Origin of the sequence: Serratia sp. FGI94 (genome assembly GCF_000330865.1) — a bacterium.
Classification (GTDB): Bacteria; Pseudomonadota; Gammaproteobacteria; order Enterobacterales; family Enterobacteriaceae; genus Serratia_B; species Serratia_B rubidaea.
On record NC_020064.1, the window covers coordinates 891,387 to 914,753 of the forward strand.

Consider the following 23,367-nt stretch of genomic DNA (forward strand, 5'->3'; position numbering starts at 1 on the left):
GTTTGACTGCTGACAGCACAACAAAACCCGTCGCCCTGTCCGGGGTTAAGGCTGTTGCAAGTGGCTGATTAGCTCCCCATGCAGATAGACGTCGGTAAAACGCAGCACGTTTTGCGGCTCCGGCGGTTCCGGCAGCGGCGTGATATGCAATGCATCTTCACGCTGCTCGACCAAAATCCGTTCGGTAAGCTGCAGCTGAATGTCGAGCTGGCCGTTCTCTGTAACGTCGAGGCTGAACGCAAAGCCGTTGTTGCGTTTTTCCACGTTAGCCAGCAGATCCGGCTGGTGGTTACGCAGCCACGCCAATACGGTAACCATCACCAGATCGCAGTCGGCCGCATGTTCGGCCAGCGTCAACTTAAGCGAGTATCGGTATTCAAATGACAACGATGGGCCCGGCGTAGCGACGATCCGGCCGTCCGCCAGTTGCATCGTCAGTTTTTCCGGCTGGGCCTGCAGGTCCGGTAGCGCCTTGAACAAGGCGTCACGCAGCTGGTTGGGTTTTAACATCATGTTTCTCCTGACACTGTTTAATCGCTTCTATCTGTAATGCGCACTGTATGAGCGCGTGTTCGAGCTGACGGATATCGGCGCTGAGATCGCCGTTAGTGGCGAGGTGATTACCGGGAATGGGGCAACTGTTGACTTTCGGACAGCCAGCGTAGGTAATCTCCGGGTTTGGCGAAGGTAGGACGCTGGTGCAGCCGGATAACATCATCAGGCAGCCCAGTGCGATACCAGTCGCGTAGTTTCTTGTTTTCATTGAGTAACCCCTGTAACCGTTGTTCACGTTGCAGCGTTAAACCCTGAGCGCCGCTCAGCGCCTGACGCAGCGCCAGTTCAGCGCGCTCACGCTGTTGGAGCTGTTGTTCCAGTTGGCTGATTTGGGCGTCGCGTGCCGTTAACGTGGCCTGCGTGGCGCCAAGACGCTGCTGCTGCTGTTCCAGCGTCTGCTGTAGATGCTGGTTCTGCCATTGCGACGCGGCGAGCAGGGCTAACAGCAGCGCGCCGAGGCTGAGCAGCCAGCGGTTCATGACGACACCCCTTGTAGACACAGAGCACGCTCGGCCTGGCGACGGCGCTCCAGCCCTTTACTTTTGGCACCGTTGACATACACCCAGCGCGGCAGCTGATCGCAGGCTTGTTGCCAGCGGCGCTGTTTGATAAAGCCCGCCAGCGTGGAGCCGCAGGCGGCGCCGACGCCGACGTTAAAGGCAAAGGCGCTGACCGCGTCGTAAACCGGTTGCGGCATGTCCACGTTCATACAGCGCGCGATGCCTTTTTCCACGTTGCGTACGTCGTCCAACAGGTTGGCCGCCGCCTGACGTTCGGTGATCACCGTATTGGGTTTTACGCCCGCAGTATGGCCGATGCCGTTGGTCCAGACGTTGGCGCTGCATTGATAGGGCGACAGCTGGCAGCCTTCAAAGTCGGCAATCAGGCGTAATCCCTGTTCGGAGGTGCGTACCTGGCCGAACTGCGGCAGTGTGGCGGCCAGCGCTAAAATGGCGACGGCGCTGCAGCGTTTAAGAGTTGGGCTCATCGTTTTTCCACCGTTTGAGAATTTTCTTTATTAAGCGACTTTTGTAACTGGTAGCTTTTATGGCGGTAGTACCAGTTCACCGCGAAGGTGCCTACGCCGACCGCTGCGCCGAGCATGGTGGTGATATCCGCCGTTGAGTAACGGCCAAACCATGCCAGTGCGGCAGCGGAGAGGTAGGAGAGCGTTGAGGTGAGTTTTTCCATCGTTTAGTCCCACAATTTCACCGTTTCCCGCCTGGCGGCGGCGTTAAGTTCAGGCATTTCTACCGGATAGCCGTGCGGCAGGCGTGCTCCGTATGCCGCCAGCCCGCGATTAGCGCGATAAACCTGTTCCACCACGTTTTCTGTGCTGCCGTAATAGCGCCAGCACATCGCGTCAATGGTGTCGCCTTGTTGTGCATAAATTTTCATCATTACCATCCTGCGATGCGGTTGTTGGTCAGGGACGCAGGGAGTGCGCCCGGTTATCCGTAGTTTCCCGGCAGAGTCTTGTCGCCACAATGCAATAGGGTTGTGGGCGTAGTGACACAACGGATCGGGATAATTACCGTGGTGCGGATAAAAAAATACCCGCCGGTCGGCGGGTAAAAATTGGCAGCAAAATGTAGGGTGCGGGGGCTAGCGGGAGCGTTGCTGCTGGTCTGCCGGATAGTAGACGGTTTGATAATCGTTCTCGGGGAGTTCCTGCGCGGCCAGATCGGAAATCAGTGACATGGCGACCAGGAACTCGGACGGGGTGCACTGTGCAGCCTGTGATACATCGGCGATGAACTGGATGCGTGACAGTGTTAGTTGTTGTTTATCCATAATTTCCACCGTGTTTGCCCTCGCTTAAATATACTGTGTATCTATACAGTATTAAGCAAAATGCTAAATGGGTCAATGCTTCTGCGCGCCAATTGTTGACGCTGAAGACGGCAAATACGGATTAATCTGAAATGATAAGGAGGGATAAAGCACTCGGTGAGTGGGCACTGCTGCTCTGAGCCATGTGAGGCAAGGCGGAGAGTGGCCGCCATGCATTTTATGCCGTTATTTCTCGCAAAATCGAGCTTGATATTTTTCTTTAATTATCATTCCGGTGCAGACAAAATAGGCAACTAATTATCATAGGCCGATTTTTGTGGCCTGTGACGGTATTTGTATTTTCGGCGTCCATACCGCATTATTTAACCATAGGTTAAATAATAGGCTAACCTGGTGTTGATCATGCATTTTATCCAGGCTAAGTCGTAAAGTGTGACTTGCTTATGCAAGCTTTAATTGTGACCGGGGAAAATATGGCTGAAGATACTGTGAATGAGCGGGCCGCCGTCGGGGCCGTGATAGAAAGAATTCTGTCTGCTTACGGCATTACGACGCAGAAAGAGTTGAGTGAGATTTTGGGCATTGCGCCAAATAATGTGAGCAGTTGGCAGCAGCGCGGCAGCGTACCAGGCTATGTCATTATCAATTGCTCATTGACCACCGGCGCTGATTTGGCCTGGTTAATGACCGGCGAGTCCACCGCGGTGAAACCGAAGGCCAAGCAACAGGCGGCGGTTCACGGTAAAGCACTGTACGAGCGCGTACTGGCATCCGGCGGTAAAGGCGTGCTGCGTCGCATTTTGGACGCTTATGGTTTCAGCCTACAGAAAGAGCTGGGCGATTTACTGGGAATTTCGTCTGGCACTATGAGCACCTGGGTGCGCCGCAACTATTTCCCGGGGGATATTGTGGTGACCTGTGCGTTGGATACCGGCGTTTCTCTGCAGTGGTTAGCGACCGGAGAAGGGGAAATGCGCGATGCGACGGCGCAGTCGACACAAGCGGAAGGTGTACGTGCATTGCCGCTGTATCGGCTGATCGCCGGTCAGTTAAAAGATGGCGGTGAGTGGTTGGCCGACCGAACGTTGATTCCGTCCACGGCTGAACGGCCGGCGTATGTGGACGGCGGCCGCCTCGCATGGCTGGTGGATTTGTCGGTGACGAATATCGCCAACGGACGCTGGCTGCTTGATATCGACGGTAACCTGGACGTGTACGATATTGCCCGCTTGCCGGGCAATCAGCTGCAGGTCAGCGGCAACAGTGCCGATTTCCAGTGCTGCACCGATGCGGTTAAGGCACTGGGTATGGTGTGGTTGACGCTGACGCCGCAGGCGTAAAAGGTTGGCCTACAGAAATGTCGTAACCAGCAGATAGCCGGTAACGCAGGCGGATGACACGCCGATCAGCCCTGGCACGATAAAACTGTGGTTGATGATAAATTTCCCGATGCGCGTCGTACCTGAGCGGTCGAAACCGATGCAGGCCAGATCGCTGGGGTAGGTGGGCAGTACAAAGTAGCCGTAGGCCGCCGGGAAAAACGCCAGCAGTATTTTCGGTTCGACGCCCAGTTGTAACGCCATCGGCGCAATGGCGGTCAGCGCGGCCGCCTGGCTGTTCACCAGTTTCGAGACCAGAAACAGCACGATGGCGTAAGTCCAGGGCTGGCTTTTGACCACGTCCTCAAGCAGCAGTTTTAACTCCCCCATATGCGCCTGGAAAAAGGTGTCGCTCATCCAGGCGACGCCGAATACCGAGAAAATGGCGACCATACCCGCTTTAAATACCGCGCCGTTGGCGATCTCGCCCGGTTTGACCTTACAGCCAATCAGTATGGCGGCGCCGGCAATCAGCATCATCATTTGGATCACCAGGTTCATCGAGAGAGGCTTCAACACTCCGTTGACGGCGAAGGACGGACGCAACTCGGAGAAGGCGCCGAGTAATACGACGACGGCGATCGCGGCGAAAAAGATCAGGGTTGACGCATAGGCAGATTTGGCAAAGCGCTGATCCAGTAAGGTCTCACTGGCGCCGTAAATATAGGCGCGCTGTTCAGGATCGCGGATGCGTGCCTGAAAGTCGGCATCCTGCTCCAGGTCTTTGCCGCGCCGCAGGCTCCAGAGCGCCGCAATCAGCACGCCGACCAGCGAGGAGGGGATGGAAATCGCCAGAATCTCCACCAGAGAGTATGCACGACCTATTCCGTGCCCGGCGGCGATAATCGATACCAGAGAGACAACGGCCACGGAAACCGGTGAGGCGGTAATCGCCATTTGTGAGGCGACCGAGGCAACGGCCATCGGGCGTTCCGGGCGGATGCCTTTTTTCAGCGCGATATCACCGATGATCGGGAACATGGTGTACACCACGTGGCCGGTGCCACACAAAAACGTCAGCGTCCAGGTAGTCAGCGGCGCAAGCAGCGTAATGTGCTGAGGGTGTCGACGCAGCAGACGTTCGGCGTATTGCATCAGTACGTTCAGTCCCCCGGCGGTTTGCAGTACCGAGGCGCAGCCAATGACCGCCAGAATGGTCAGCATCACCTCAATGGGCGGCTTACCCGGCTGTAAGCCAAAAACAAAGCACAGCACGAAGATACCGATGCCGCTGATTAATCCCAGCCCCATACCGCCATAGCGCGTGCCGACCAATAGGCAGACAATGATGATGATGAATTCCAGAGTTATCATGCAAATCCCTGAGCAGCATTAAATAAAAATGCGGTTGCCTGCCGGCACCGGCGATCTTATGAGGGTCACCGGAAAGAGGTACAAACCGTTTTCCTCGTATCATTAACGAATTAAGGGGATGAAATCTTGAGATAGCTCAATGTTTATGCGAGCGGTGGGCGGTAATTACTTATGTCTGCCTTATATAAATATTTAAAATCAATCGGTTAAATTTCTCGCTTGCTCTTTGTGCGTAATAATAACTCGCTGTATTCTATGATTTATGTCGTTGCTGGTAACTCACTTATCCGGCCTATGGTGTAAACTTATTTTTACTGTCTGTATTTTTTATTTGTTTTTCCTCTATGCTTTCTATAGCAAGGTGTTTATTTTACCAATTGTTTTTACATGATTTTTTGTTTTAACTCCCTTGCGTGTTGCCGTGGTAATTTTTAATTTACAGTAAATGGATTGAAAACTTTACAATGCATGGTAAGGTAGTCCTCGAAACGCTCAATGTTTTACTTCATTTATGCATAACGGCAAACGACAGGATAAACACCATGCAAAAAGACGCGCTCAACAACGTGCACATCAGTGCAGAACAGGTTTTGATTACGCCGGAAGAGCTGAAGAATCAGTTCCCGCTCAGCGTGGCGGATGAAGCCAGGATCGCTACGGCGCGCAAAACTATCGCCGATATTCTGCAGGGGCGCGATCCCCGTCTGCTGGTGGTCTGCGGGCCGTGTTCTATCCATGATCCGGATGCGGCGCTGGACTACGCCCGTCGTTTGCAAGCACTGGCGGCCGACTTGAGCGATCGGCTGTATATCGTTATGCGCGTCTATTTTGAAAAGCCGAGAACCACCGTCGGCTGGAAGGGCCTGATCAACGATCCGCATATGAACGGTTCGTTTGACGTTGAGGCGGGTTTGCATATTGCCCGTCGTTTGCTGCTGGATTTGGTGGACATGGGGCTGCCGTTGGCGACCGAAGCGCTGGACCCGAACAGCCCGCAATACCTGGGCGATCTGTTCAGCTGGTCGGCGATTGGCGCACGCACCACCGAATCTCAGACCCACCGCGAAATGGCCTCTGGTCTGTCGATGCCGGTCGGCTTCAAGAACGGCACCGACGGCAGCCTGAGTACGGCCATTAACGCCATGCGCGCCGCGGCGATGCCGCACCGCTTTGTCGGCATCAATCAGGCCGGGCAGGTGTGTCTGCTGCAGACGCAGGGCAACCCGGACGGCCATGTGATTCTGCGCGGCGGCAAAACGCCGAACTACGGCCCAGAGGATGTCGCCGACTGTGAAAAACAGATGCGCGATGCGGGACTCCGCCCGTCCCTGATGATAGATTGCAGCCATGGCAACTCAAACAAAGATTACCGTCGTCAGCCTGCGGTTGCCGCCTCCGTGGTTGAACAGATTAAAGCGGGCAACCGCTCGATTACCGGCATTATGCTGGAGAGCCACCTGCATGAAGGCAATCAGTCTTCCGAACAGCCGCGCGCGGATATGCGCTACGGCGTGTCCGTGACCGATGCCTGCATCGACTGGGAAAGCACGGAAACGCTGCTGCGAGACATGCACCAGCAACTGGGTGCCGCGCTGATGACCCGCACTGGAGAGTAGCAAGTTATGGTGGCTGAACTGACCGCATTACGCGATCAAATTGATGAGGTGGATAAGGCGCTGCTGGATCTGCTGGCAAAGCGCCTGCATCTGGTGGCGGAAGTCGGAGAAGTAAAAAGCCGCTACGGCCTGCCGGTGTATGTCCCCGAGCGGGAGGCGGCCATGCTGGCGTCGCGCCGGCAGGAGGCGGAAACGCTCGGCGTGCCGCCGGATCTGATTGAGGATATCCTGCGCCGGGTGATGCGCGAATCGTACACCAGCGAAAATGACAAAGGGTTTAAAACGCTGTGTCCGCAGCTGCGGCCCATCGTAATTATCGGCGGCAACGGGCAGATGGGGCGTCTGTTCAACCGCCTGCTGACGCTGTCCGGCTATCAGGTCAAAGTGCTGGATCAGCAGGACTGGCCGCAGGCGGAAAGCCTGCTCAGCGATGCCGGCATGGTGATCGTCAGCGTGCCGATCCACGTGACGGAGCAGGTGATTGGCCGCCTGCCCAAACTGCCGGACGATTGCATCTTGGTTGACCTGGCCTCGGTGAAGAACCCGCCGCTGCAGGCGATGCTTTCGGCGCATAGCGGGCCGGTTCTGGGCCTGCACCCGATGTTCGGCCCGGACGTCGGCAGCGTGGCCAAGCAGGTGGTGGTGTACTGCGACGGTCGCCAGCCGGAGGCCTACCAATGGCTGCTGGAACAGCTGCAGGTGTGGGGCGCCAGGCTGCACCGCATCAGCGCGGTGGAGCACGACCAGAATATGGCGTTTATTCAGGCGTTGCGCCACTTCGCCACCTTTGCTTACGGATTACATCTGGCGGAAGAGAACGTCCAGCTTGAGCAGCTGCTGGCGCTGTCATCGCCGATTTACCGCCTGGAACTGGCGATGGTGGGGCGGCTGTTTGCGCAGGATCCGCAACTGTACGCCGATATTATTATGTCTTCGGGCGATAACCTGCAGCTGATTAAGCGCTACTATGCCCGCTTTGGCGAGGCGATTCAGCTGCTGGAGCAGGGGGATAAGCAGGCGTTTATCGACAGCTTCCGTAAGGTCGAGCACTGGTTTGGCGATTATGCCCAGCGTTTCCTGGTCGAGAGCCGCTCGTTGCTGCGCCAGGCGAACGACAGCCGCCGTTAAAGCGTTTCGGTGAAAAAAAGGTCTGGCATGTGCCAGACCTTTTTTATGTGGGTCAGGACGGGTTGACCGGCACCACGTTTTCGCTGGGATAACAGCCGAGCACCTTCAGCGAGCGGGTGATTGGCGTCAGATCCTGCAGCGCTTTTTGCATCGCCTCCGAACGGATATTGGCCTGCACGTCCAGATAAAACATCTCTTCCCACGGGTTACCGTTGATCGGGCGCGACTCCAGCTTGGTCATGATAATGCCGTTCTCGCGCAGCACCAGCAGCGCTTCCACCAATGCCCCGGATTGCTGGCCGGTCGCCATAATCAGCGTCGTTTTCGCCGGCACCTGCTCGGAGACATCGATAGCCTTGCGCGCCAGCACAATAAAGCGGGTGATGTTTTGCTGCTGGTTGGCCAGGTTGTGCTCCAGGACCTGCAGGCCATACAGCGCGCCGCCGGCTTCGCTGCCGAGGGCTGCGGCCGTTGGCGAATTGAGCTTGGCGACTTTTTCCATCGCCGCGGCGCTGCTTTCGCAGTATTCGATTTTCCAATGCGGGAAGCGGTTGATGAACTGGCTGCATTGCTGGAACGGCTGCGGGTGGCTGTAGACGGTTTCAATCTGATCCAGCGTACTGTTACCGGCGGTCAGCACGCAGTGGTCTATCGGATTGGTCAGCTCGCCGACGATTGACAAACTGGTGTGCTGCAGCAGATCGTAGACGTCGTTGATGGAGCCGGAGCTGGTATTTTCAATCGGCAGCACCGCGTAGTCCGCCTGGCCGGTTTCAACCTGGGTGAAGATGTCCTGGAATTTCTGGCAGCCATGCTCGATTAACTGGTCGAAATGGCGGGCGGCGTACTGGCGCGCCGCCAGATGCGAATAGGAGCCTTTGGGGCCAAGGAACGCGATGCGCGCGGAGTGCTGGCTGGTTTGGTTCAGCTGATGTTGCAGCAGCGCCTGTTGAGTCAGCACCGAGTCTTCGATAATCAGCTGGAACAGGCGGGTGACGTAAAAACCGTCGAGGTCATAAGGCTTGGCGGCGGCAATCAGCGCATCCAGCAGGTCGCGCTCGCGTTCTTTATCACGAATCGGCCGGTGGGAGTGCAGCTTGCTTTTCCCTACTTCCAGCGCCAGCTCACGGCGCTCTGCCAGCAGCGCCAGCAGTTTCAGATCCAGGGCGCTGATGCGTTCGCGCAGCACCAGTAACGGGTTATCGGTCATAATCAGGTTTGCCTTATGTTTTTCTAATAGTCATAAAAAAAGCCCCCTGTTTCCAGGAGGCTTTGCTGTTCGTCTTCGCATTCTTTATCACACGACGAAACGCCTCCCAATCAGGGGAAGGTAAAAAAGAATGCGAAGAAAAACGGTGTGCGCTGCATTTGGGTACCCAAGTCTTTAACCAACAGGTTTTAAAGTAACCGCAGGCTTTTCCCTGTGTCAATAAAAACCGACAGACAAAAAACGCGCCTTCCGGCGCGTTTGATGTGGCCTCTGCCTGATTTTATGATTCTTGTTCCGGCGCCGCTTCCGGCACGATATCTTTCACGCTGGCGTAGGCGCGGCGTGCTTCGCCCTTGTGCTGCACCTTGTTCAGCTGGCGCTCCAGCTTGGCGAGCAGGTCATTGATGGCGGTATACATATCTTCATGTTTGGCGCTGGCGACCAGCGGGCCGTTCGGCGTAGTGATGGTGGCGTCAGCCACAAACCCTTTCGGCTCTTTGGACAGCACGATATGCGGGTTAATCAGCTGGGCCTGCCATTTATCCAGTTTGGTGAGACGGTCTTCGACATGACTACGGATTGCGGGGGTGATATCCATTTGCTTACTGGTAATGTTGATTGTCATATGACTTACCTCTCTTGTCTTTCCGTCTTTGGATGAATTCAGCATACCCCCGTTTTGGCGTAAATGGGCGAGGAAAATCGCCTTTTTTTGTCACTTTTTGCAAAGTTAGTTCAATCTGTGATTTGCTTTCGGAAACCGTTAACTGGCGCTTGAGTCTTGGCGCGCAATGGCGCATTATTGATAGGTTAACCGGTGAAAGTTCTTTGCTAACGCCGTGTTTTCACTGGCGTATTTTTCCTCATGCGTGGAGCGTGCGCCAAAAAAAAACGGCAGCCCAGGGCTGCCGTTTTGTCGTTCTGCCATGCTGGATGCATCAGGCGCGGTTGGCGGCGATGATTTTCGCCACTTTGTCCGCCTGGCTGTTCAGCTGCAGCTGCTTGTATGCATTTTCCATCAGCGGCAGCGCATCGCGGGTTGCCTTGGTGTCCGGGTATTCACGCATCATCTGCTCGACGCGATTAACAACCGCGACGTACGCACCGCGTTTAGTGTAGTATTCCGCCACTGAAAGCTCATACTTGGACAGACGGTTCTTCAGGTACACCAGACGCTTTTGCGCGTCGGTCGCGTACTGGCTGTTCGGATACTGCTGAATCAGCTGGCTGAAGTCGCGGAATGCGGCACGGGCGTGCTGCGGATCGCGGTCTGAACGATCGACCCCGAAGAAGCCCTGCAGCGCGCTATCATCCAGCGCCATATCCGTTAGCCCGCGCATATACATCACGTAGTCGATGTTCGGGTGCGTCGGGTTAAGGCGGATAAAGCGATCGATGGACGCCTGCGCCAGCGGCAGATCGGCCGATTTATAGTAGGCATAGATCAAATCGAGCTGTACCTGCTGGGAGTAAGGCCCGAACGGATAGCGGTTGTCTAACGCTTCGAGTTGCGTAATCGCGCCCTTGAAGTTACCGTCCTGCAGTTTTTGCTGGGCGTTAGCATAGATTTCCGAAGGCGGGTTGTCGGGAACCGCATCCTTGGAACTGGAGCAACCTGCCAGCGCCAGGCTCAACGTGGCTGCAGCCACCAGATATTTCATACGCGTCATGACGTTTTGATTATCCTCAGGGTGTTATTCCGGGAGACTGTCCGTTAAGCTCCCGACAAAGACCAGTTACAATAGCACATTATATTAAACGGCATCGCCGTGAAAACCCAACGTTAACGAAGAAGCTGCATATGGCACAACAAGTACAACTCACCGCAACGGTGGCCGAATCTCAACTCGGACAACGTTTAGATCAGGCTTTGGCTGAATTGTTCCCTGATTATTCAAGATCTCGCATAAAAGAGTGGATTTTGGACGATCGGGTGCAGGTCGACGGCAAAACGATAAACAAACCGAAAGAGAAGGTGCTGGGAGGAGAGACGGTCGCCATTGATGCGCAGATTGAAGAAGAAGCGCGTTGGGAACCGCAGGACATCCCGCTGGATATCGTCTATGAAGACGGCGATATTCTGGTGATCAACAAACCGCGCGATCTGGTGGTGCACCCGGGGGCGGGCAACCCGGACGGCACGGTGCTCAACGCCTTGCTGTACCATTATCCTGAGATTGCCGACGTGCCGCGCGCCGGCATCGTGCACCGCCTGGATAAAGACACCACCGGCCTGATGGTGGTCGCCAAAACCGTACCGGCGCAGACGCGCTTGGTGGAAGCGCTGCAGGCGCGTGAGATTACCCGTGAGTATGAAGCGGTGGCGATCGGCACTATGACCGCCGGCGGTACGGTGGAAGAGCCGATTGCGCGCCACTCCACCAAACGCACCCATATGGCGGTGCATCCGATGGGCAAACCGGCGGTGACCCACTACCGCATTATGGAGCACTTCCGCGCGCATACGCGCCTGCGGCTGCGGCTGGAAACCGGGCGTACGCACCAGATTCGCGTGCATATGGCGCATATCAGCCACCCGCTGGTGGGTGATCCGCTGTACGGCGGCCGTCCGCGTCCGCCGAAGGGCGCATCGGAAGCGTTTATCCATACCTTGCGCGGGTTTGACCGTCAGGCGCTGCATGCCACCATGCTGCGTCTGTACCATCCGATCAGCGGCATCCAGATGGAGTGGCATGCGCCGCTGCCGCAGGATATGGTCGATCTGATCGACGCGCTGAAAGCGGATACCGAAGAATTTAAAGATCAGATGGATTGGTGATGGAAACGTTGATTCTGCCCGACTGGCCGTTGCCGCAAGGCGTTCAGGCCTGCAGCACGACCCGCAGGGGCGGAGTCAGCCTGCCGCCTTACGACTCATTGAATCTCGGCATGCACGTCGGCGACCGGCCGCAGTCGGTGCAGCAGAACCGGGAATGCCTGGTGAGTGCCGCCGGCCTGCCGCAGATGCCGTACTGGCTGGAGCAGGTGCACGGCACGCGGGTGGTGCGCCTTGACGGGCTGACGCCCGCCGATCTGCAGGCCGATGCGGCGTATACGCGTGTGCCGGGGCAGGTATGTGCGGTGATGACGGCGGACTGTCTGCCGGTGCTGTTTTGCTCCCGTCGCGGCGACGAAGTGGCCGCCGCCCACGCCGGTTGGCGCGGGCTGTGTAACGGCGTGTTGGAGCAGACGCTCGCTGAGTTTCAGGCCGCACCGGGCGATATCAGCGCCTGGCTCGGGCCGGCGATCGGTCCGCGCCGGTTTGAAGTCGGCGCAGAGGTGCGGGCGGCATTTATCACGGCGGACCCCTATGCCGAACAGGCTTTTACGCCTTACGGGGAGAAATTCCTGGCCGATATCTATCTGCTGGCGCGCCAGCGTTTACAGCGTGCCGGCGTCAGCGCCGTCTACGGCGGCGACCGCTGTACCGTTAGCGAAAAGAGCGATTTCTTTTCCTATCGGCGCGACGGCGTCACCGGACGTCTGGCAAGTTTAATCTGGCTGATATAACCTATTGAATTAGGACGATCCACTGACGCATAACGTCGTACCGATAATATAGTGTCGAAATAACCTTGAAAATTTGAGGAATGACCTCATTTAATCTCCAGTAGCAATTTTGACCATATTGGAGGTGTTATGCGTCTGGATCGTCTTACCAACAAATTCCAGCTGGCCCTCGCCGATGCCCAGTCTCTCGCCCTTGGGCACGACAACCAATTTATTGAACCGTTACATCTGATGAGCGCTTTGCTTAATCAGGAAGGGGGCTCGGTTCGTCCTTTATTAACGTCCGCCGGTATTGACGCCGGTCGCGTACGTATTGATATCGAACAGGCGTTATCGCGCCTGCCGCAGGTTGAAGGCACCGGTGGTGACGTACAGCCGTCCCACGAACTGGTGCGCGTACTGAACCTGTGCGACAAACTGGCGCAAAAGCGCGCCGATAAATTTATCTCTTCCGAATTATTCGTTCTGGCGGTGCTGGAAGATCGCGGCACCCTGACTGAACTGCTGAAAGCCGCCGGCGCAACGAGCGACAAAATCAGCAAGGCAATTGACCAAATGCGGGGTGGTGACAGCGTGGAAGACCAAGGGGCTGAAGATCAGCGTCAGGCATTGAAGAAATACACTATCGACCTGACCGAACGCGCCGAACAGGGCAAGCTTGACCCGGTCATCGGCCGTGACGAAGAAATCCGCCGCACTATTCAGGTGCTGCAGCGCCGTACCAAAAACAACCCGGTGCTGATTGGTGAGCCGGGCGTGGGTAAAACCGCGATCGTCGAAGGGCTGGCGCAGCGTATTGTGAACGGCGAAGTGCCGGAAGGGTTGAAGAACAAACGCGTGCTGTCGCTGGATATGGGCGCGCTGATTGCCGGCGCCAAATATCGCGGCGAGTTTGAAGAGCGTTTGAAAGGCGTGCTGAACGATCTCGCTAAACAGGAAGGCAGCGTCATTCTGTTTATTGATGAACTGCACACCATGGTCGGGGCCGGCAAGGCCGACGGCGCGATGGACGCCGGCAATATGCTGAAGCCGGCGCTGGCGCGCGGCGAGCTTCACTGTGTCGGGGCGACGACGCTGGACGAATACCGTCAGTATATAGAGAAGGATGCGGCGCTCGAACGTCGTTTCCAGAAGGTCTTTGTGGCGGAACCCAGCGTGGAAGACACCATCGCGATTCTGCGTGGTCTGAAAGAGCGCTATGAGCTTCACCACCACGTGCAGATTACCGACCCGGCGATCGTGGCGGCGGCGACGTTGTCGCACCGCTATATTTCCGACCGCCAGCTGCCGGATAAAGCCATCGACCTGATCGATGAGGCCGCTTCCAGCATCCGCATGCAGATGGATTCCAAACCGGAATCGCTCGATCGTCTGGAACGCCGCATTATCCAACTGAAGCTGGAACAGCAGGCGCTGAATAAAGAGTCCGACGACGCCAGCAAGAAACGGCTGGAAATGCTGAGTACTGAACTGGAACAGAAAGAGCGCGAATATTCTGAACTGGAAGAGGAGTGGAAGGCGGAAAAAGCCTCCCTGTCCGGTACGCAGACGATCAAGGCTGAACTGGAACAGGCGAAGATCTCACTGGAGCAGGCGCGCCGCGTTGGCGACCTGGGGCGGATGTCTGAGCTGCAGTACGGCAAGATCCCCGATCTGGAAAAACAGCTGGCGGCGGCGACGCAGTCCGAAGGCAAGACCATGAAGCTGTTGCGTAACCGCGTGACGGACGCAGAGATTGCCGAAGTGCTGGCCAAAGCGACCGGTATCCCGGTGGCGCGCATGCTGGAAGGCGAGCGCGATAAGCTGCTGCGTCTGGAGCAAGAGTTGCATTCTCGGGTGATTGGCCAGGACGAAGCGGTTAGTGCGGTCTCCAATGCGATTCGCCGCAGCCGCGCCGGCCTGTCGGATCCGAACCGGCCGATCGGTTCTTTCCTGTTCCTCGGCCCGACCGGGGTGGGTAAAACCGAACTGTGTAAGGCACTGGCATCGTTCCTGTTCGACAGCGACGACGCGATGGTGCGCATCGATATGTCCGAGTTTATGGAGAAGCACTCAGTATCTCGGCTGGTGGGCGCACCTCCGGGCTATGTCGGTTATGAAGAAGGGGGTTACCTGACGGAAGCCGTCCGCCGTCGTCCTTATTCCGTCATTCTGCTGGATGAAGTGGAAAAGGCGCACCCGGACGTGTTTAACATCCTGCTGCAGGTGCTGGATGATGGTCGCCTGACGGATGGCCAGGGGCGCACCGTCGACTTCCGTAACACCGTGGTGATCATGACCTCGAACCTGGGCTCCGATTTGATTCAGGAGCACTTTGGCCAGATGAACTATGCGCAGATGAAAGAATCGGTTATGGAAATGGTGGGTCACCACTTCCGTCCGGAATTCATCAACCGTATCGATGAGGTCGTGGTATTCCACCCTCTGGGGCAGAAACACATTGCCGCCATCGCCAAGATTCAGCTGGACCGTCTGTATCAACGTCTGGAAGAGCGCGGTTACGAAGTCACCATTACCGAACCGGCGTTGGAGCTGCTCGGCAAGACCGGTTACGACCCTGTCTATGGCGCGCGTCCGTTGAAACGCGCAATCCAGCAGGAGATCGAGAACCCGTTGGCGCAGCAAATCCTGTCGGGCGAGCTGGTGCCGGGCAAACCGGTGACGCTGGATGTGGAAAACGACCACATTGTCGCCAAACAGTAAGCGGCACGAGTGGTAGTTATAAAGAGGAGCGGGCAACCGCTCCTTTTTCTTTTTGCGGGCTTTACCGGGTTTGTTATTGAATAGGAGGAAAAACACACCCTTTCCGCCTAATAAACATCCTAAAACGGCGATTCTGAGTGTTTTTTGTGCGGTTGGCATTTTTTTTGCAATTAGGGGTTGCGGCGTTCTGAGAACTCCCTATAATGCGCCTCCACTGACCGGGAACAACGACTGACAAGCCGCCGGGTCAGCGAGAAGAAAGCGAAATAAACGCTTGACTCTCCGGGTGAAAAGCGTAGTATACGCAGCCCGCGCCGATGGGAATTATCTCCGGCGATGCTCTTTAACAATTTATCAGACAATCTGTGTGGGCACTCACAAGACGATATCCAGCATCTTCGGATGCAAAAAATATCAAGTCTTGAAGAGTGACTAACTGAAGTAAAATTCATGCAGTAATCTTTGAGCAACAGCTATTAACTTAGCGAATCAAGCTTTTAATTGAAGAGTTTGATCATGGCTCAGATTGAACGCTGGCGGCAGGCCTAACACATGCAAGTCGAGCGGCAGCGGGAGGAAGCTTGCTTCCTCGCCGGCGAGCGGCGGACGGGTGAGTAATGTCTGGGGATCTGCCCGATGGAGGGGGATAACCACTGGAAACGGTGGCTAATACCGCATAACGTCGCAAGACCAAAGTGGGGGACCTTCGGGCCTCACACCATCGGATGAACCCAGATGGGATTAGCTAGTAGGTGGGGTAATGGCTCACCTAGGCGACGATCCCTAGCTGGTCTGAGAGGATGACCAGCCACACTGGAACTGAGACACGGTCCAGACTCCTACGGGAGGCAGCAGTGGGGAATATTGCACAATGGGCGCAAGCCTGATGCAGCCATGCCGCGTGTGTGAAGAAGGCCTTCGGGTTGTAAAGCACTTTCAGCGAGGAGGAAGGTGGTGAGCTTAATACGCTCATCAATTGACGTTACTCGCAGAAGAAGCACCGGCTAACTCCGTGCCAGCAGCCGCGGTAATACGGAGGGTGCAAGCGTTAATCGGAATTACTGGGCGTAAAGCGCACGCAGGCGGTTTGTTAAGTCAGATGTGAAATCCCCGAGCTTAACTTGGGAACTGCATTTGAAACTGGCAAGCTAGAGTCTCGTAGAGGGGGGTAGAATTCCAGGTGTAGCGGTGAAATGCGTAGAGATCTGGAGGAATACCGGTGGCGAAGGCGGCCCCCTGGACGAAGACTGACGCTCAGGTGCGAAAGCGTGGGGAGCAAACAGGATTAGATACCCTGGTAGTCCACGCCGTAAACGATGTCGATTTGGAGGTTGTGCCCTTGAGGCGTGGCTTCCGGAGCTAACGCGTTAAATCGACCGCCTGGGGAGTACGGCCGCAAGGTTAAAACTCAAATGAATTGACGGGGGCCCGCACAAGCGGTGGAGCATGTGGTTTAATTCGATGCAACGCGAAGAACCTTACCTACTCTTGACATCCAGAGAACTTCCAGAGATGGATTGGTGCCTTCGGGAACTCTGAGACAGGTGCTGCATGGCTGTCGTCAGCTCGTGTTGTGAAATGTTGGGTTAAGTCCCGCAACGAGCGCAACCCTTATCCTTTGTTGCCAGCGGTTAGGCCGGGAACTCAAAGGAGACTGCCAGTGATAAACTGGAGGAAGGTGGGGATGACGTCAAGTCATCATGGCCCTTACGAGTAGGGCTACACACGTGCTACAATGGCGTATACAAAGAGAAGCGAACCTGCGAAGGCAAGCGGACCTCATAAAGTACGTCGTAGTCCGGATTGGAGTCTGCAACTCGACTCCATGAAGTCGGAATCGCTAGTAATCGTAGATCAGAATGCTACGGTGAATACGTTCCCGGGCCTTGTACACACCGCCCGTCACACCATGGGAGTGGGTTGCAAAAGAAGTAGGTAGCTTAACCTTCGGGAGGGCGCTTACCACTTTGTGATTCATGACTGGGGTGAAGTCGTAACAAGGTAACCGTAGGGGAACCTGCGGTTGGATCACCTCCTTACCGAAAGATATCCTGACTGTGCAGTGTCCACACAGATTGTCTGATGAAAAGAACGAGCAAAGCGTCGATGCGTTGGGGGTACGGTGACAAATAACAATGTCGCTCGATTTTCCTGGGAAAATCTCACCCTTACACGAAATTAGCGAATCAGTGATTCGCTAAGCAAATTTCGTGTCCCCTTCGTCTAGAGGCCTAGGACACCGCCCTTTCACGGCGGTAACAGGGGTTCGAATCCCCTAGGGGACGCCACTTGCTGATATCGGGTGAAAGACGGTATCAAACGATATCTCAAAACTGACTTGCGAGTCATGTTTGAGATATTTGCTCTTTAACAATCTGGAACAAGCTGAAAATTGAAACATGACGGCTGAAACTTGTCCCTCCGTATAAGTTTGGGATAAGGAGTAACCTGTCATAGAGTCTCTCAAATGTTTGCAACGCGAAGTGAAACATCTTCGGGTTGTGAGGTTAAGTGACTAAGCGTACACGGTGGATGCCTAGGCAGTCAGAGGCGATGAAGGGCGTGCTAATCTGCGAAAAGCGTCGGTAAGGTGATATGAACCGTTACAACCGACGATACCCGAATGGGGAAACCCAGTGTGTTTCGACACACTATCCTGTCATGAATACATAGTGGCAGGAGGCGAACCGGGGGAACTGAAACATCTAAGTACCCCGAGGAAAAGAAATCAACCGAGATTCCCCCAGTAGCGGCGAGCGAACGGGGAACAGCCCAGAACCTGAATCGGCTTGTGTGTCAGTGGAAGCGTCTGGAAAGTCGCACAGTAAAGGGTGATAGTCCCGTACACGAAGATGCACAGGTCGTGAGTTCGATGAGTAGGGCGGGACACGTGTTATCCTGTCTGAATATGGGGGGACCATCCTCCAAGGCTAAATACTCCTGACTGACCGATAGTGAACCAGTACCGTGAGGGAAAGGCGAAAAGAACCCCGGCGAGGGGAGTGAAATAGAACCTGAAACCGTGTACGTACAAGCAGTGGGAGCATCCTTCGTGGTGTGACTGCGTACCTTTTGTATAATGGGTCAGCGACTTATATTTTGTAGCAAGGTTAACCGAATAGGGGAGCCGTAGGGAAACCGAGTCTTAACTGGGCGTCTAGTTGCAAGGTATAGACCCGAAACCCGGTGATCTAGCCATGGGCAGGTTGAAGGTTGGGTAACACTAACTGGAGGACCGAACCGACTAATGTTGAAAAATTAGCGGATGACTTGTGGCTGGGGGNGAAAGGCCAATCAAACCGGGAGATAGCTGGTTCTCCCCGAAAGCTATTTAGGTAGCGCCTCGTGAACTCATCTTCGGGGGTAGAGCACTGTTTCGGCTAGGGGGCCATCCCGGCTTACCAAACCGATGCAAACTCCGAATACCGAAGAATGTTATCACGGGAGACACACGGCGGGTGCTAACGTCCGTCGTGAAGAGGGAAACAACCCAGACCGCCAGCTAAGGTCCCAAAGTCATGGTTAAGTGGGAAACGATGTGGGAAGGCACAGACAGCCAGGATGTTGGCTTAGAAGCAGCCATCATTTAAAGAAAGCGTAATAGCTCACTGGTCGAGTCGGCCTGCGCGGAAGATGTAACGGGGCTAAACCATGCACCGAAGCTGCGGCAGCGACGCTTAGGCGTTGTTGGGTAGGGGAGCGTTCTGTAAGCCGTTGAAGGTGGCCTGCGAGGGTTGCTGGAGGTATCAGAAGTGCGAATGCTGACATAAGTAACGATAAAGCGGGTGAAAAACCCGCTCGCCGGAAGACCAAGGGTTCCTGTCCAACGTTAATCGGGGCAGGGTGAGTCGACCCCTAAGGCGAGGCTGAAAAGCGTAGTCGATGGGAAACAGGTTAATATTCCTGTACTTGGTGTTACTGCGAAGGGGGGACGGAGAAGGCTAGGCTAGCCGAGCGACGGTTGTCTCGGTTTAAGCGTGTAGGGGGGTGTTCCTGGTAAATCCGGAACGCTATTAACCCTGAGGCGTGATGACGATGCACTACGGTGCAGAAGTAGTTGATGCCAAGCTTCCAGGAAAAGCCTCTAAGCTCCAGGTAACACGAAATCGTACCCCAAACCGACACAGGTGGTCAGGTAGAGAATACCAAGGCGCTTGAGAGAACTCGGGTGAAGGAACTAGGCAAAATGGTGCCGTAACTTCGGGAGAAGGCACGCTGGCGCGTAGGTGAAGTCCCTTGCGGATGGAGCTGAAGCCAGTCGCAGATACCAGCTGGCTGCAACTGTTTAATAAAAACACAGCACTGTGCAAACACGAAAGTGGACGTATACGGTGTGACGCCTGCCCGGTGCCGGAAGGTTAATTGATGGGGTTATCCGTAAGGAGAAGCTCTTGATCGAAGCCCCGGTAAACGGCGGCCGTAACTATAACGGTCCTAAGGTAGCGAAATTCCTTGTCGGGTAAGTTCCGACCTGCACGAATGGCGTAATGATGGCCAGGCTGTCTCCACCCGAGACTCAGTGAAATTGAACTCGCTGTGAAGATGCAGTGTACCCGCGGCAAGACGGAAAGACCCCGTGAACCTTTACTATAGCTTGACACTGAACATTGAGCCTTGATGTGTAGGATAGGTGGGAGGCTTTGAAGTGTGGACGCCAGTCTGCATGGAGCCATCCTTGAAATACCACCCTTTAATGTTTGATGTTCTAACTCGGCCCCATAATCTGGGGTGAGGACAGTGTCTGGTGGGTAGTTTGACTGGGGCGGTCTCCTCCCAAAGAGTAACGGAGGAGCACGAAGGTTAGCTAATCACGGTCGGACATCGTGAGGTTAGTGCAAAGGCATAAGCTAGCTTGACTGCGAGAGTGACGGCTCGAGCAGGTGCGAAAGCAGGTCTTAGTGATCCGGTGGTTCTGAATGGAAGGGCCATCGCTCAACGGATAAAAGGTACTCCGGGGATAACAGGCTGATACCGCCCAAGAGTTCATATCGACGGCGGTGTTTGGCACCTCGATGTCGGCTCATCACATCCTGGGGCTGAAGTAGGTCCCAAGGGTATGGCTGTTCGCCATTTAAAGTGGTACGCGAGCTGGGTTTAGAACGTCGTGAGACAGTTCGGTCCCTATCTGCCGTGGGCGTTGGAAGATTGAGAGGGGTTGCTCCTAGTACGAGAGGACCGGAGTGAACGCACCACTGGTGTTCGGGTTGTCATGCCAATGGCACTGCCCGGTAGCTAAGTGCGGAAAAGATAAGCGCTGAAAGCATCTAAGCGCGAAACTTGCCTCAAGATGAGTCTTCCCTGGGCCTTTAAGGCCCCTGAAGGAACGTTTAAGACTAAGACGTTGATAGGCTGGGTGTGTAAGTGCAGCGATGCATTGAGCTAACCAGTACTAATGAACCGTGAGGCTTAACCTTACAACACCGAAGGTGTTTTAGAGAGATTGGTTGATATTTTCAGTGAAGTTCCGAGATTGGTTCTGATGGCTACGAGGTAGCGGTCGGGATGAAACAGAATTTGCCTGGCGGCAATAGCGCGGTGGTCCCACCTGACCCCATGCCGAACTCAGAAGTGAAACGCCGTAGCGCCGATGGTAGTGTGGGGTCTCCCCATGCGAGAGTAGGACACTGCCAGGCATCAAATAAACGTTATCAGCGTGACGTCTGATAATCGCAAGGTTGAAAAGAGACCTTGCTGCTTTGTAAAAAGCAACGTAACAGAATCGGTGGAGCGGTAGTTCAGTTGGTTAGAATACCTGCCTGTCACGCAGGGGGTCGCGGGTTCGAGCCCCGTCCGTTCCGCCACTTTATTGATAAGCCCTGAGTCTCTGACTCAGGGCTTTTTCATATGCCAAAAATCCCCGCCTGCTAAAACGCTTAATACCTGTTTTTGAAAGAAAGCTGCGGCTATCCGCGTATTTAATTGCCACTTCGATTAACTTTAATGCGTTAGCGCAACGCGCCGCCGGTTGATATATAGTTAACTGACTAATAAATAAAATTTATTTTCATTGAAATAAACGCAGGTTATAAAATCAGATTTTTAACCATGTTATCCGAGGATAAATATCATAAATTTATGCACGATATATTCTGGTGACAAGCGGGTCGCATGAAGATACTCAATTGGCGGGCGTTGGCCGCCGGATATGAAACCGCGGATAGCTGGCGTCAATGGGCCAGCCAGCCACTCGGTGAGGTCACCCCGCAGACGTTACCGCCTTGCCCGCATATCCCTATGATGTCCTCACGGCGTATGAGCGCAGGTACGCGATTGGCCGTCGAGTGTGGGCTGACTCTGTTGGAGCAGCAGCCTGTGGATCTGGCTATCTTTACCAGCCGCCACGGTGAGCTGGAGCGTACCCATAAGATCCTGCAGCACCTGTATCAGCAACAGCCGCTATCGCCGACCGATTTTGCCATGTCGGTGCATAATACCGCCGCAGGTTGGTTAACCATCATTGCTAAAAATACGTTACCTACCACTTCGCTGGCGGCTGGCGAAGACAGCTTTCAGCAGGGAATGATTGAAGCGCAGGGAGCATTAGCCAGCGGCGCGGCGACACGGGTTTTGTTGGTGGACTTTGACGGCGCGCTGCCTGAGGTCTATCAGCCTTTTGTCGCGCTAACCGCTCGGCCCTATGCGCTGGCGCTACTGTTGGAGGCGGGGGAGTCATGGCAATGCGCGGCGGTTGCCAGGCGTCAGGCCGCTGAACCCTTACCACAAAGTTTATCCTTTCTGCGCTACTGGCTAAGCGGGCAACGCGATTTTATCGTACCAGGCCCGCGCCACGACTGGCGCTGGACGCATCATGGCTAACGCAGCAAATCGGGCCGCCCCTTCATCCTGGCTGAACCGCTGCTGGCGCGTGTTGGCGACCGGCGGATTATTTGCCTTATTTGGCGTCGGCGGTCTGCTGCTCTCCTGCGTTTGGTTCAACCTGTTACGCCTGGTAGTACGTGACTCGGGCCGACGTCACCAGCTAACCCAGGATGCCATTCGCTACAGCTTTCGCGCTTTTCTGTCCGCCTGCCGTTTTTTCGGCGTGTTTGATTATGCTTTCGAACATGAAGAACGCCTGCAGGAGGATGCCGGCTGTCTGGTGATCGCCAATCACCCCAGCTTGCTGGACTATGTGCTGCTGGCTTCGCGCATGCCTCGCTGTGACTGCATCGTTAAACAGGCGCTGTTGTGTAATGTGTTCGTGCGCGGTGTGATCAAGGCGGCAGGCTATCTGGCTAATGCCGAATCCGAGCGTCTGCTGGCGCTGTGTCAGCAGCGCCTGGCCAGCGGCGGCACGATCCTTATCTTTCCCGAAGGAACGCGCACCACACCGGGAAGTGCGCTGACGCTGCAGCGCGGCGCCGCAAATATTGCGATTCGCAGTCAGTGTCCGATTCGGCTGGTCCAGATCCGCTGCGAGCCGCCAATGCTGACGAAACAGGGCAAATGGTATAATATCCCGGCGATAAAACCGCAGTTTCGCGTAACTGTTCTGGATAAGATCGACACTCGCACTTTTATGCACGAGGACGATGTTTCTCCTGCCCGCGCAGCAAGACGTTTAACCCAGCATTTAACTGACGCCTTACAGTCAGATTCTATAAATAATGAGAAATAGTGGAATGCATTTATTGAGCACCGAAATCAAGCAATTGATTATTGACTCGCTCAATCTTGAAGGTATGACGCCGGATGAGATTGACACACAGGCGCCTTTGTTCGGCGAAGGCTTAGGTCTGGATTCGATTGATGCGCTGGAATTGGGTCTGGCGCTGAAAAACCGTTATGGCGTTGTGTTGTCGGCCGAAAGCGACGATATGCGTCAGCATTTTTATTCTGTGGAAACGCTGGCCGCGTTTGTTTCCGCACGGCGTAGCAAATAAGGGGTTTTCATGGATAAGCAGCAGATTTTTGTCGAGGTTCAGACGTTGATGGCCAAGCTGTTTGAGCTTGATGCCCAGACGATTACGCCGCAGTCCGGTCTGTATGACGAACTGGATCTGGACAGCATCGACGCCGTTGACCTGGTGGTGCACCTGCAAAAGATTACCGGTGAAAAGATCAAACCGGAAATGTTCAAGTCGGTGCGTACGGTACAAGACGTGGTCGATGCAATCGATCAATTGCTCAACCCCGGCAGCTGACGCAGGCGGCGTAC

Annotated in this window: 22 protein-coding genes, 2 tRNA genes, 3 rRNA genes and 1 other annotated feature; of the genes, 15 read left to right on the top strand and 12 right to left on the bottom strand. The window is 55.2% G+C overall.

Annotated elements, in window-relative coordinates; genetic code table 11:
* Positions 1–45 precede the first annotated feature (45 nt).
* The 7 genes from D781_RS03965 to D781_RS03990 all read right to left on the bottom strand — a co-directional run bounded on the left by D781_RS03965 (position 46) and on the right by D781_RS03990 (position 2,358).
* Complete coding sequence (locus D781_RS03965; protein WP_233494116.1) at positions 46–513, bottom strand: phage tail protein; 468 nt, start codon at positions 511–513, stop codon at positions 46–48.
* Positions 485–718 (bottom strand): Rz1-like lysis system protein LysC, encoded by a 234-nt coding sequence (lysC, locus tag D781_RS24085; RefSeq protein ID WP_102024953.1) that lies wholly within the window; start codon positions 716–718, stop codon positions 485–487. Before lysC ends, D781_RS03965 begins: the two co-directional genes overlap by 29 nt.
* Entirely contained in the window at positions 621–1,034 is a 414-nt protein-coding gene (lysB, locus tag D781_RS03970) for an Rz-like lysis system protein LysB (protein WP_015671025.1), read from the bottom strand. Before lysB ends, lysC begins: the two co-directional genes overlap by 98 nt.
* Positions 1,031–1,543 carry a lysozyme gene (locus tag D781_RS03975; protein WP_015671026.1) on the bottom strand — a complete coding sequence of 171 codons (513 nt, stop codon included), beginning with the start codon at positions 1,541–1,543 and terminating at the stop codon, positions 1,031–1,033. The genes lysB and D781_RS03975 overlap by 4 nt, the downstream gene beginning before the upstream one ends.
* On the bottom strand, positions 1,540–1,746 hold the full coding sequence (locus D781_RS03980) for an HP1 family phage holin (protein WP_015671027.1): 207 nt from the start codon (positions 1,744–1,746) through the stop codon (positions 1,540–1,542). Before D781_RS03980 ends, D781_RS03975 begins: the two co-directional genes overlap by 4 nt.
* Before the next feature lie 3 nt (positions 1,747–1,749).
* The gene (locus D781_RS03985) at positions 1,750–1,953 is read right to left on the bottom strand and encodes a tail protein X (protein WP_041411715.1); all 204 of its coding nucleotides are present in this window, start codon (positions 1,951–1,953) and stop codon (positions 1,750–1,752) included.
* A gap of 207 nt (positions 1,954–2,160) precedes the next feature.
* Entirely contained in the window at positions 2,161–2,358 is a 198-nt protein-coding gene (locus D781_RS03990) for a hypothetical protein (RefSeq protein WP_015671029.1), read from the bottom strand.
* Positions 2,359–2,792: 434 nt separating this feature from the next.
* Between D781_RS03990 and D781_RS03995 the strand changes: the two genes are divergently transcribed.
* Positions 2,793–3,689 (top strand): phage repressor protein CI, encoded by an 897-nt coding sequence (locus D781_RS03995; protein WP_015671030.1) that lies wholly within the window; start codon positions 2,793–2,795, stop codon positions 3,687–3,689.
* Positions 3,690–3,698: 9 nt separating this feature from the next.
* Here D781_RS03995 and D781_RS04000 read toward each other — a convergent pair whose 3' ends face one another.
* Positions 3,699–5,042: an anaerobic C4-dicarboxylate transporter gene (locus tag D781_RS04000; RefSeq protein WP_015671031.1), complete on the bottom strand. Its 1,344-nt coding sequence runs from the start codon at positions 5,040–5,042 to the stop codon at positions 3,699–3,701.
* A 542-nt stretch (positions 5,043–5,584) separates the two neighbouring features.
* Between D781_RS04000 and D781_RS04005 the strand changes: the two genes are divergently transcribed.
* Positions 5,585–6,658 carry a 3-deoxy-7-phosphoheptulonate synthase gene (locus D781_RS04005; protein WP_015671032.1) on the top strand — a complete coding sequence of 358 codons (1,074 nt, stop codon included), beginning with the start codon at positions 5,585–5,587 and terminating at the stop codon, positions 6,656–6,658.
* Positions 6,659–6,664: 6 nt separating this feature from the next.
* A complete protein-coding gene (gene tyrA, locus D781_RS04010) occupies positions 6,665–7,786 on the top strand; it encodes a bifunctional chorismate mutase/prephenate dehydrogenase (RefSeq protein WP_015671033.1) in 1,122 nt (373 codons plus the stop codon).
* Positions 7,787–7,838: 52 nt separating this feature from the next.
* Here the strand turns inward: tyrA and pheA are convergent, their stop codons facing one another.
* The 4 genes from pheA to bamD all read right to left on the bottom strand — a co-directional run bounded on the left by pheA (position 7,839) and on the right by bamD (position 10,666).
* Positions 7,839–8,996: a bifunctional chorismate mutase/prephenate dehydratase gene (pheA, locus tag D781_RS04015; protein ID WP_015671034.1), complete on the bottom strand. Its 1,158-nt coding sequence runs from the start codon at positions 8,994–8,996 to the stop codon at positions 7,839–7,841.
* A gap of 32 nt (positions 8,997–9,028) precedes the next feature.
* Positions 9,029–9,155 (bottom strand) — a sequence feature (Phe leader region).
* Positions 9,107–9,154: a pheA operon leader peptide PheL gene (gene pheL, locus D781_RS23365; RefSeq protein ID WP_102024999.1), complete on the bottom strand. Its 48-nt coding sequence runs from the start codon at positions 9,152–9,154 to the stop codon at positions 9,107–9,109. (Overlaps the previous feature by 48 nt.)
* A gap of 121 nt (positions 9,156–9,276) precedes the next feature.
* Complete coding sequence (gene raiA, locus D781_RS04020; RefSeq protein ID WP_015671035.1) at positions 9,277–9,621, bottom strand: ribosome-associated translation inhibitor RaiA; 345 nt, start codon at positions 9,619–9,621, stop codon at positions 9,277–9,279.
* Between the two features lie 313 nt (positions 9,622–9,934).
* Positions 9,935–10,666 (bottom strand): outer membrane protein assembly factor BamD, encoded by a 732-nt coding sequence (gene bamD / locus D781_RS04025; RefSeq protein ID WP_015671036.1) that lies wholly within the window; start codon positions 10,664–10,666, stop codon positions 9,935–9,937.
* Positions 10,667–10,797: 131 nt separating this feature from the next.
* Between bamD and rluD the strand changes: the two genes are divergently transcribed.
* The 12 genes from rluD (at position 10,798) to D781_RS04085 (ending at position 23,353) form a co-directional block, all read left to right on the top strand.
* A complete protein-coding gene (gene rluD / locus D781_RS04030; RefSeq protein ID WP_015671037.1) occupies positions 10,798–11,775 on the top strand; it encodes a 23S rRNA pseudouridine(1911/1915/1917) synthase RluD in 978 nt (325 codons plus the stop codon).
* Positions 11,775–12,506 (top strand): purine nucleoside phosphorylase YfiH, encoded by a 732-nt coding sequence (gene yfiH / locus D781_RS04035; RefSeq protein ID WP_015671038.1) that lies wholly within the window; start codon positions 11,775–11,777, stop codon positions 12,504–12,506. Before rluD ends, yfiH begins: the two co-directional genes overlap by 1 nt.
* A 129-nt stretch (positions 12,507–12,635) precedes the next feature.
* On the top strand, positions 12,636–15,209 hold the full coding sequence (clpB, locus tag D781_RS04040; protein WP_015671039.1) for an ATP-dependent chaperone ClpB: 2,574 nt from the start codon (positions 12,636–12,638) through the stop codon (positions 15,207–15,209).
* A 498-nt stretch (positions 15,210–15,707) separates the two neighbouring features.
* A 16S ribosomal RNA gene (locus D781_RS04045) occupies positions 15,708–17,248 on the top strand.
* A 173-nt stretch (positions 17,249–17,421) separates the two neighbouring features.
* Positions 17,422–17,497, top strand: a tRNA-Glu gene (locus D781_RS04050).
* Positions 17,498–17,714: 217 nt separating this feature from the next.
* Positions 17,715–20,623, top strand: a 23S ribosomal RNA gene (locus D781_RS04055).
* 103 nt (positions 20,624–20,726) lie between these two features.
* A 5S ribosomal RNA gene (rrf, locus tag D781_RS04060) occupies positions 20,727–20,842 on the top strand.
* Together the 16S, 23S and 5S rRNA genes with 2 tRNA genes alongside form the textbook arrangement of a ribosomal RNA operon.
* Positions 20,843–20,933: 91 nt before the next feature.
* Positions 20,934–21,010, top strand: a tRNA-Asp gene (locus D781_RS04065).
* A gap of 307 nt (positions 21,011–21,317) precedes the next feature.
* Positions 21,318–22,025 (top strand): beta-ketoacyl synthase chain length factor, encoded by a 708-nt coding sequence (locus tag D781_RS04070; protein ID WP_015671040.1) that lies wholly within the window; start codon positions 21,318–21,320, stop codon positions 22,023–22,025.
* Positions 22,018–22,827: a lysophospholipid acyltransferase family protein gene (locus D781_RS04075; protein ID WP_015671041.1), complete on the top strand. Its 810-nt coding sequence runs from the start codon at positions 22,018–22,020 to the stop codon at positions 22,825–22,827. Before D781_RS04070 ends, D781_RS04075 begins: the two co-directional genes overlap by 8 nt.
* A gap of 4 nt (positions 22,828–22,831) precedes the next feature.
* Positions 22,832–23,092, top strand: a complete 261-nt coding sequence (locus D781_RS04080; protein WP_015671042.1) for a phosphopantetheine-binding protein — start codon at positions 22,832–22,834, stop codon at positions 23,090–23,092.
* A gap of 9 nt (positions 23,093–23,101) precedes the next feature.
* Positions 23,102–23,353, top strand: a complete 252-nt coding sequence (locus D781_RS04085; protein WP_015671043.1) for an acyl carrier protein — start codon at positions 23,102–23,104, stop codon at positions 23,351–23,353.
* Positions 23,354–23,367: the final 14 nt, after the last annotated feature.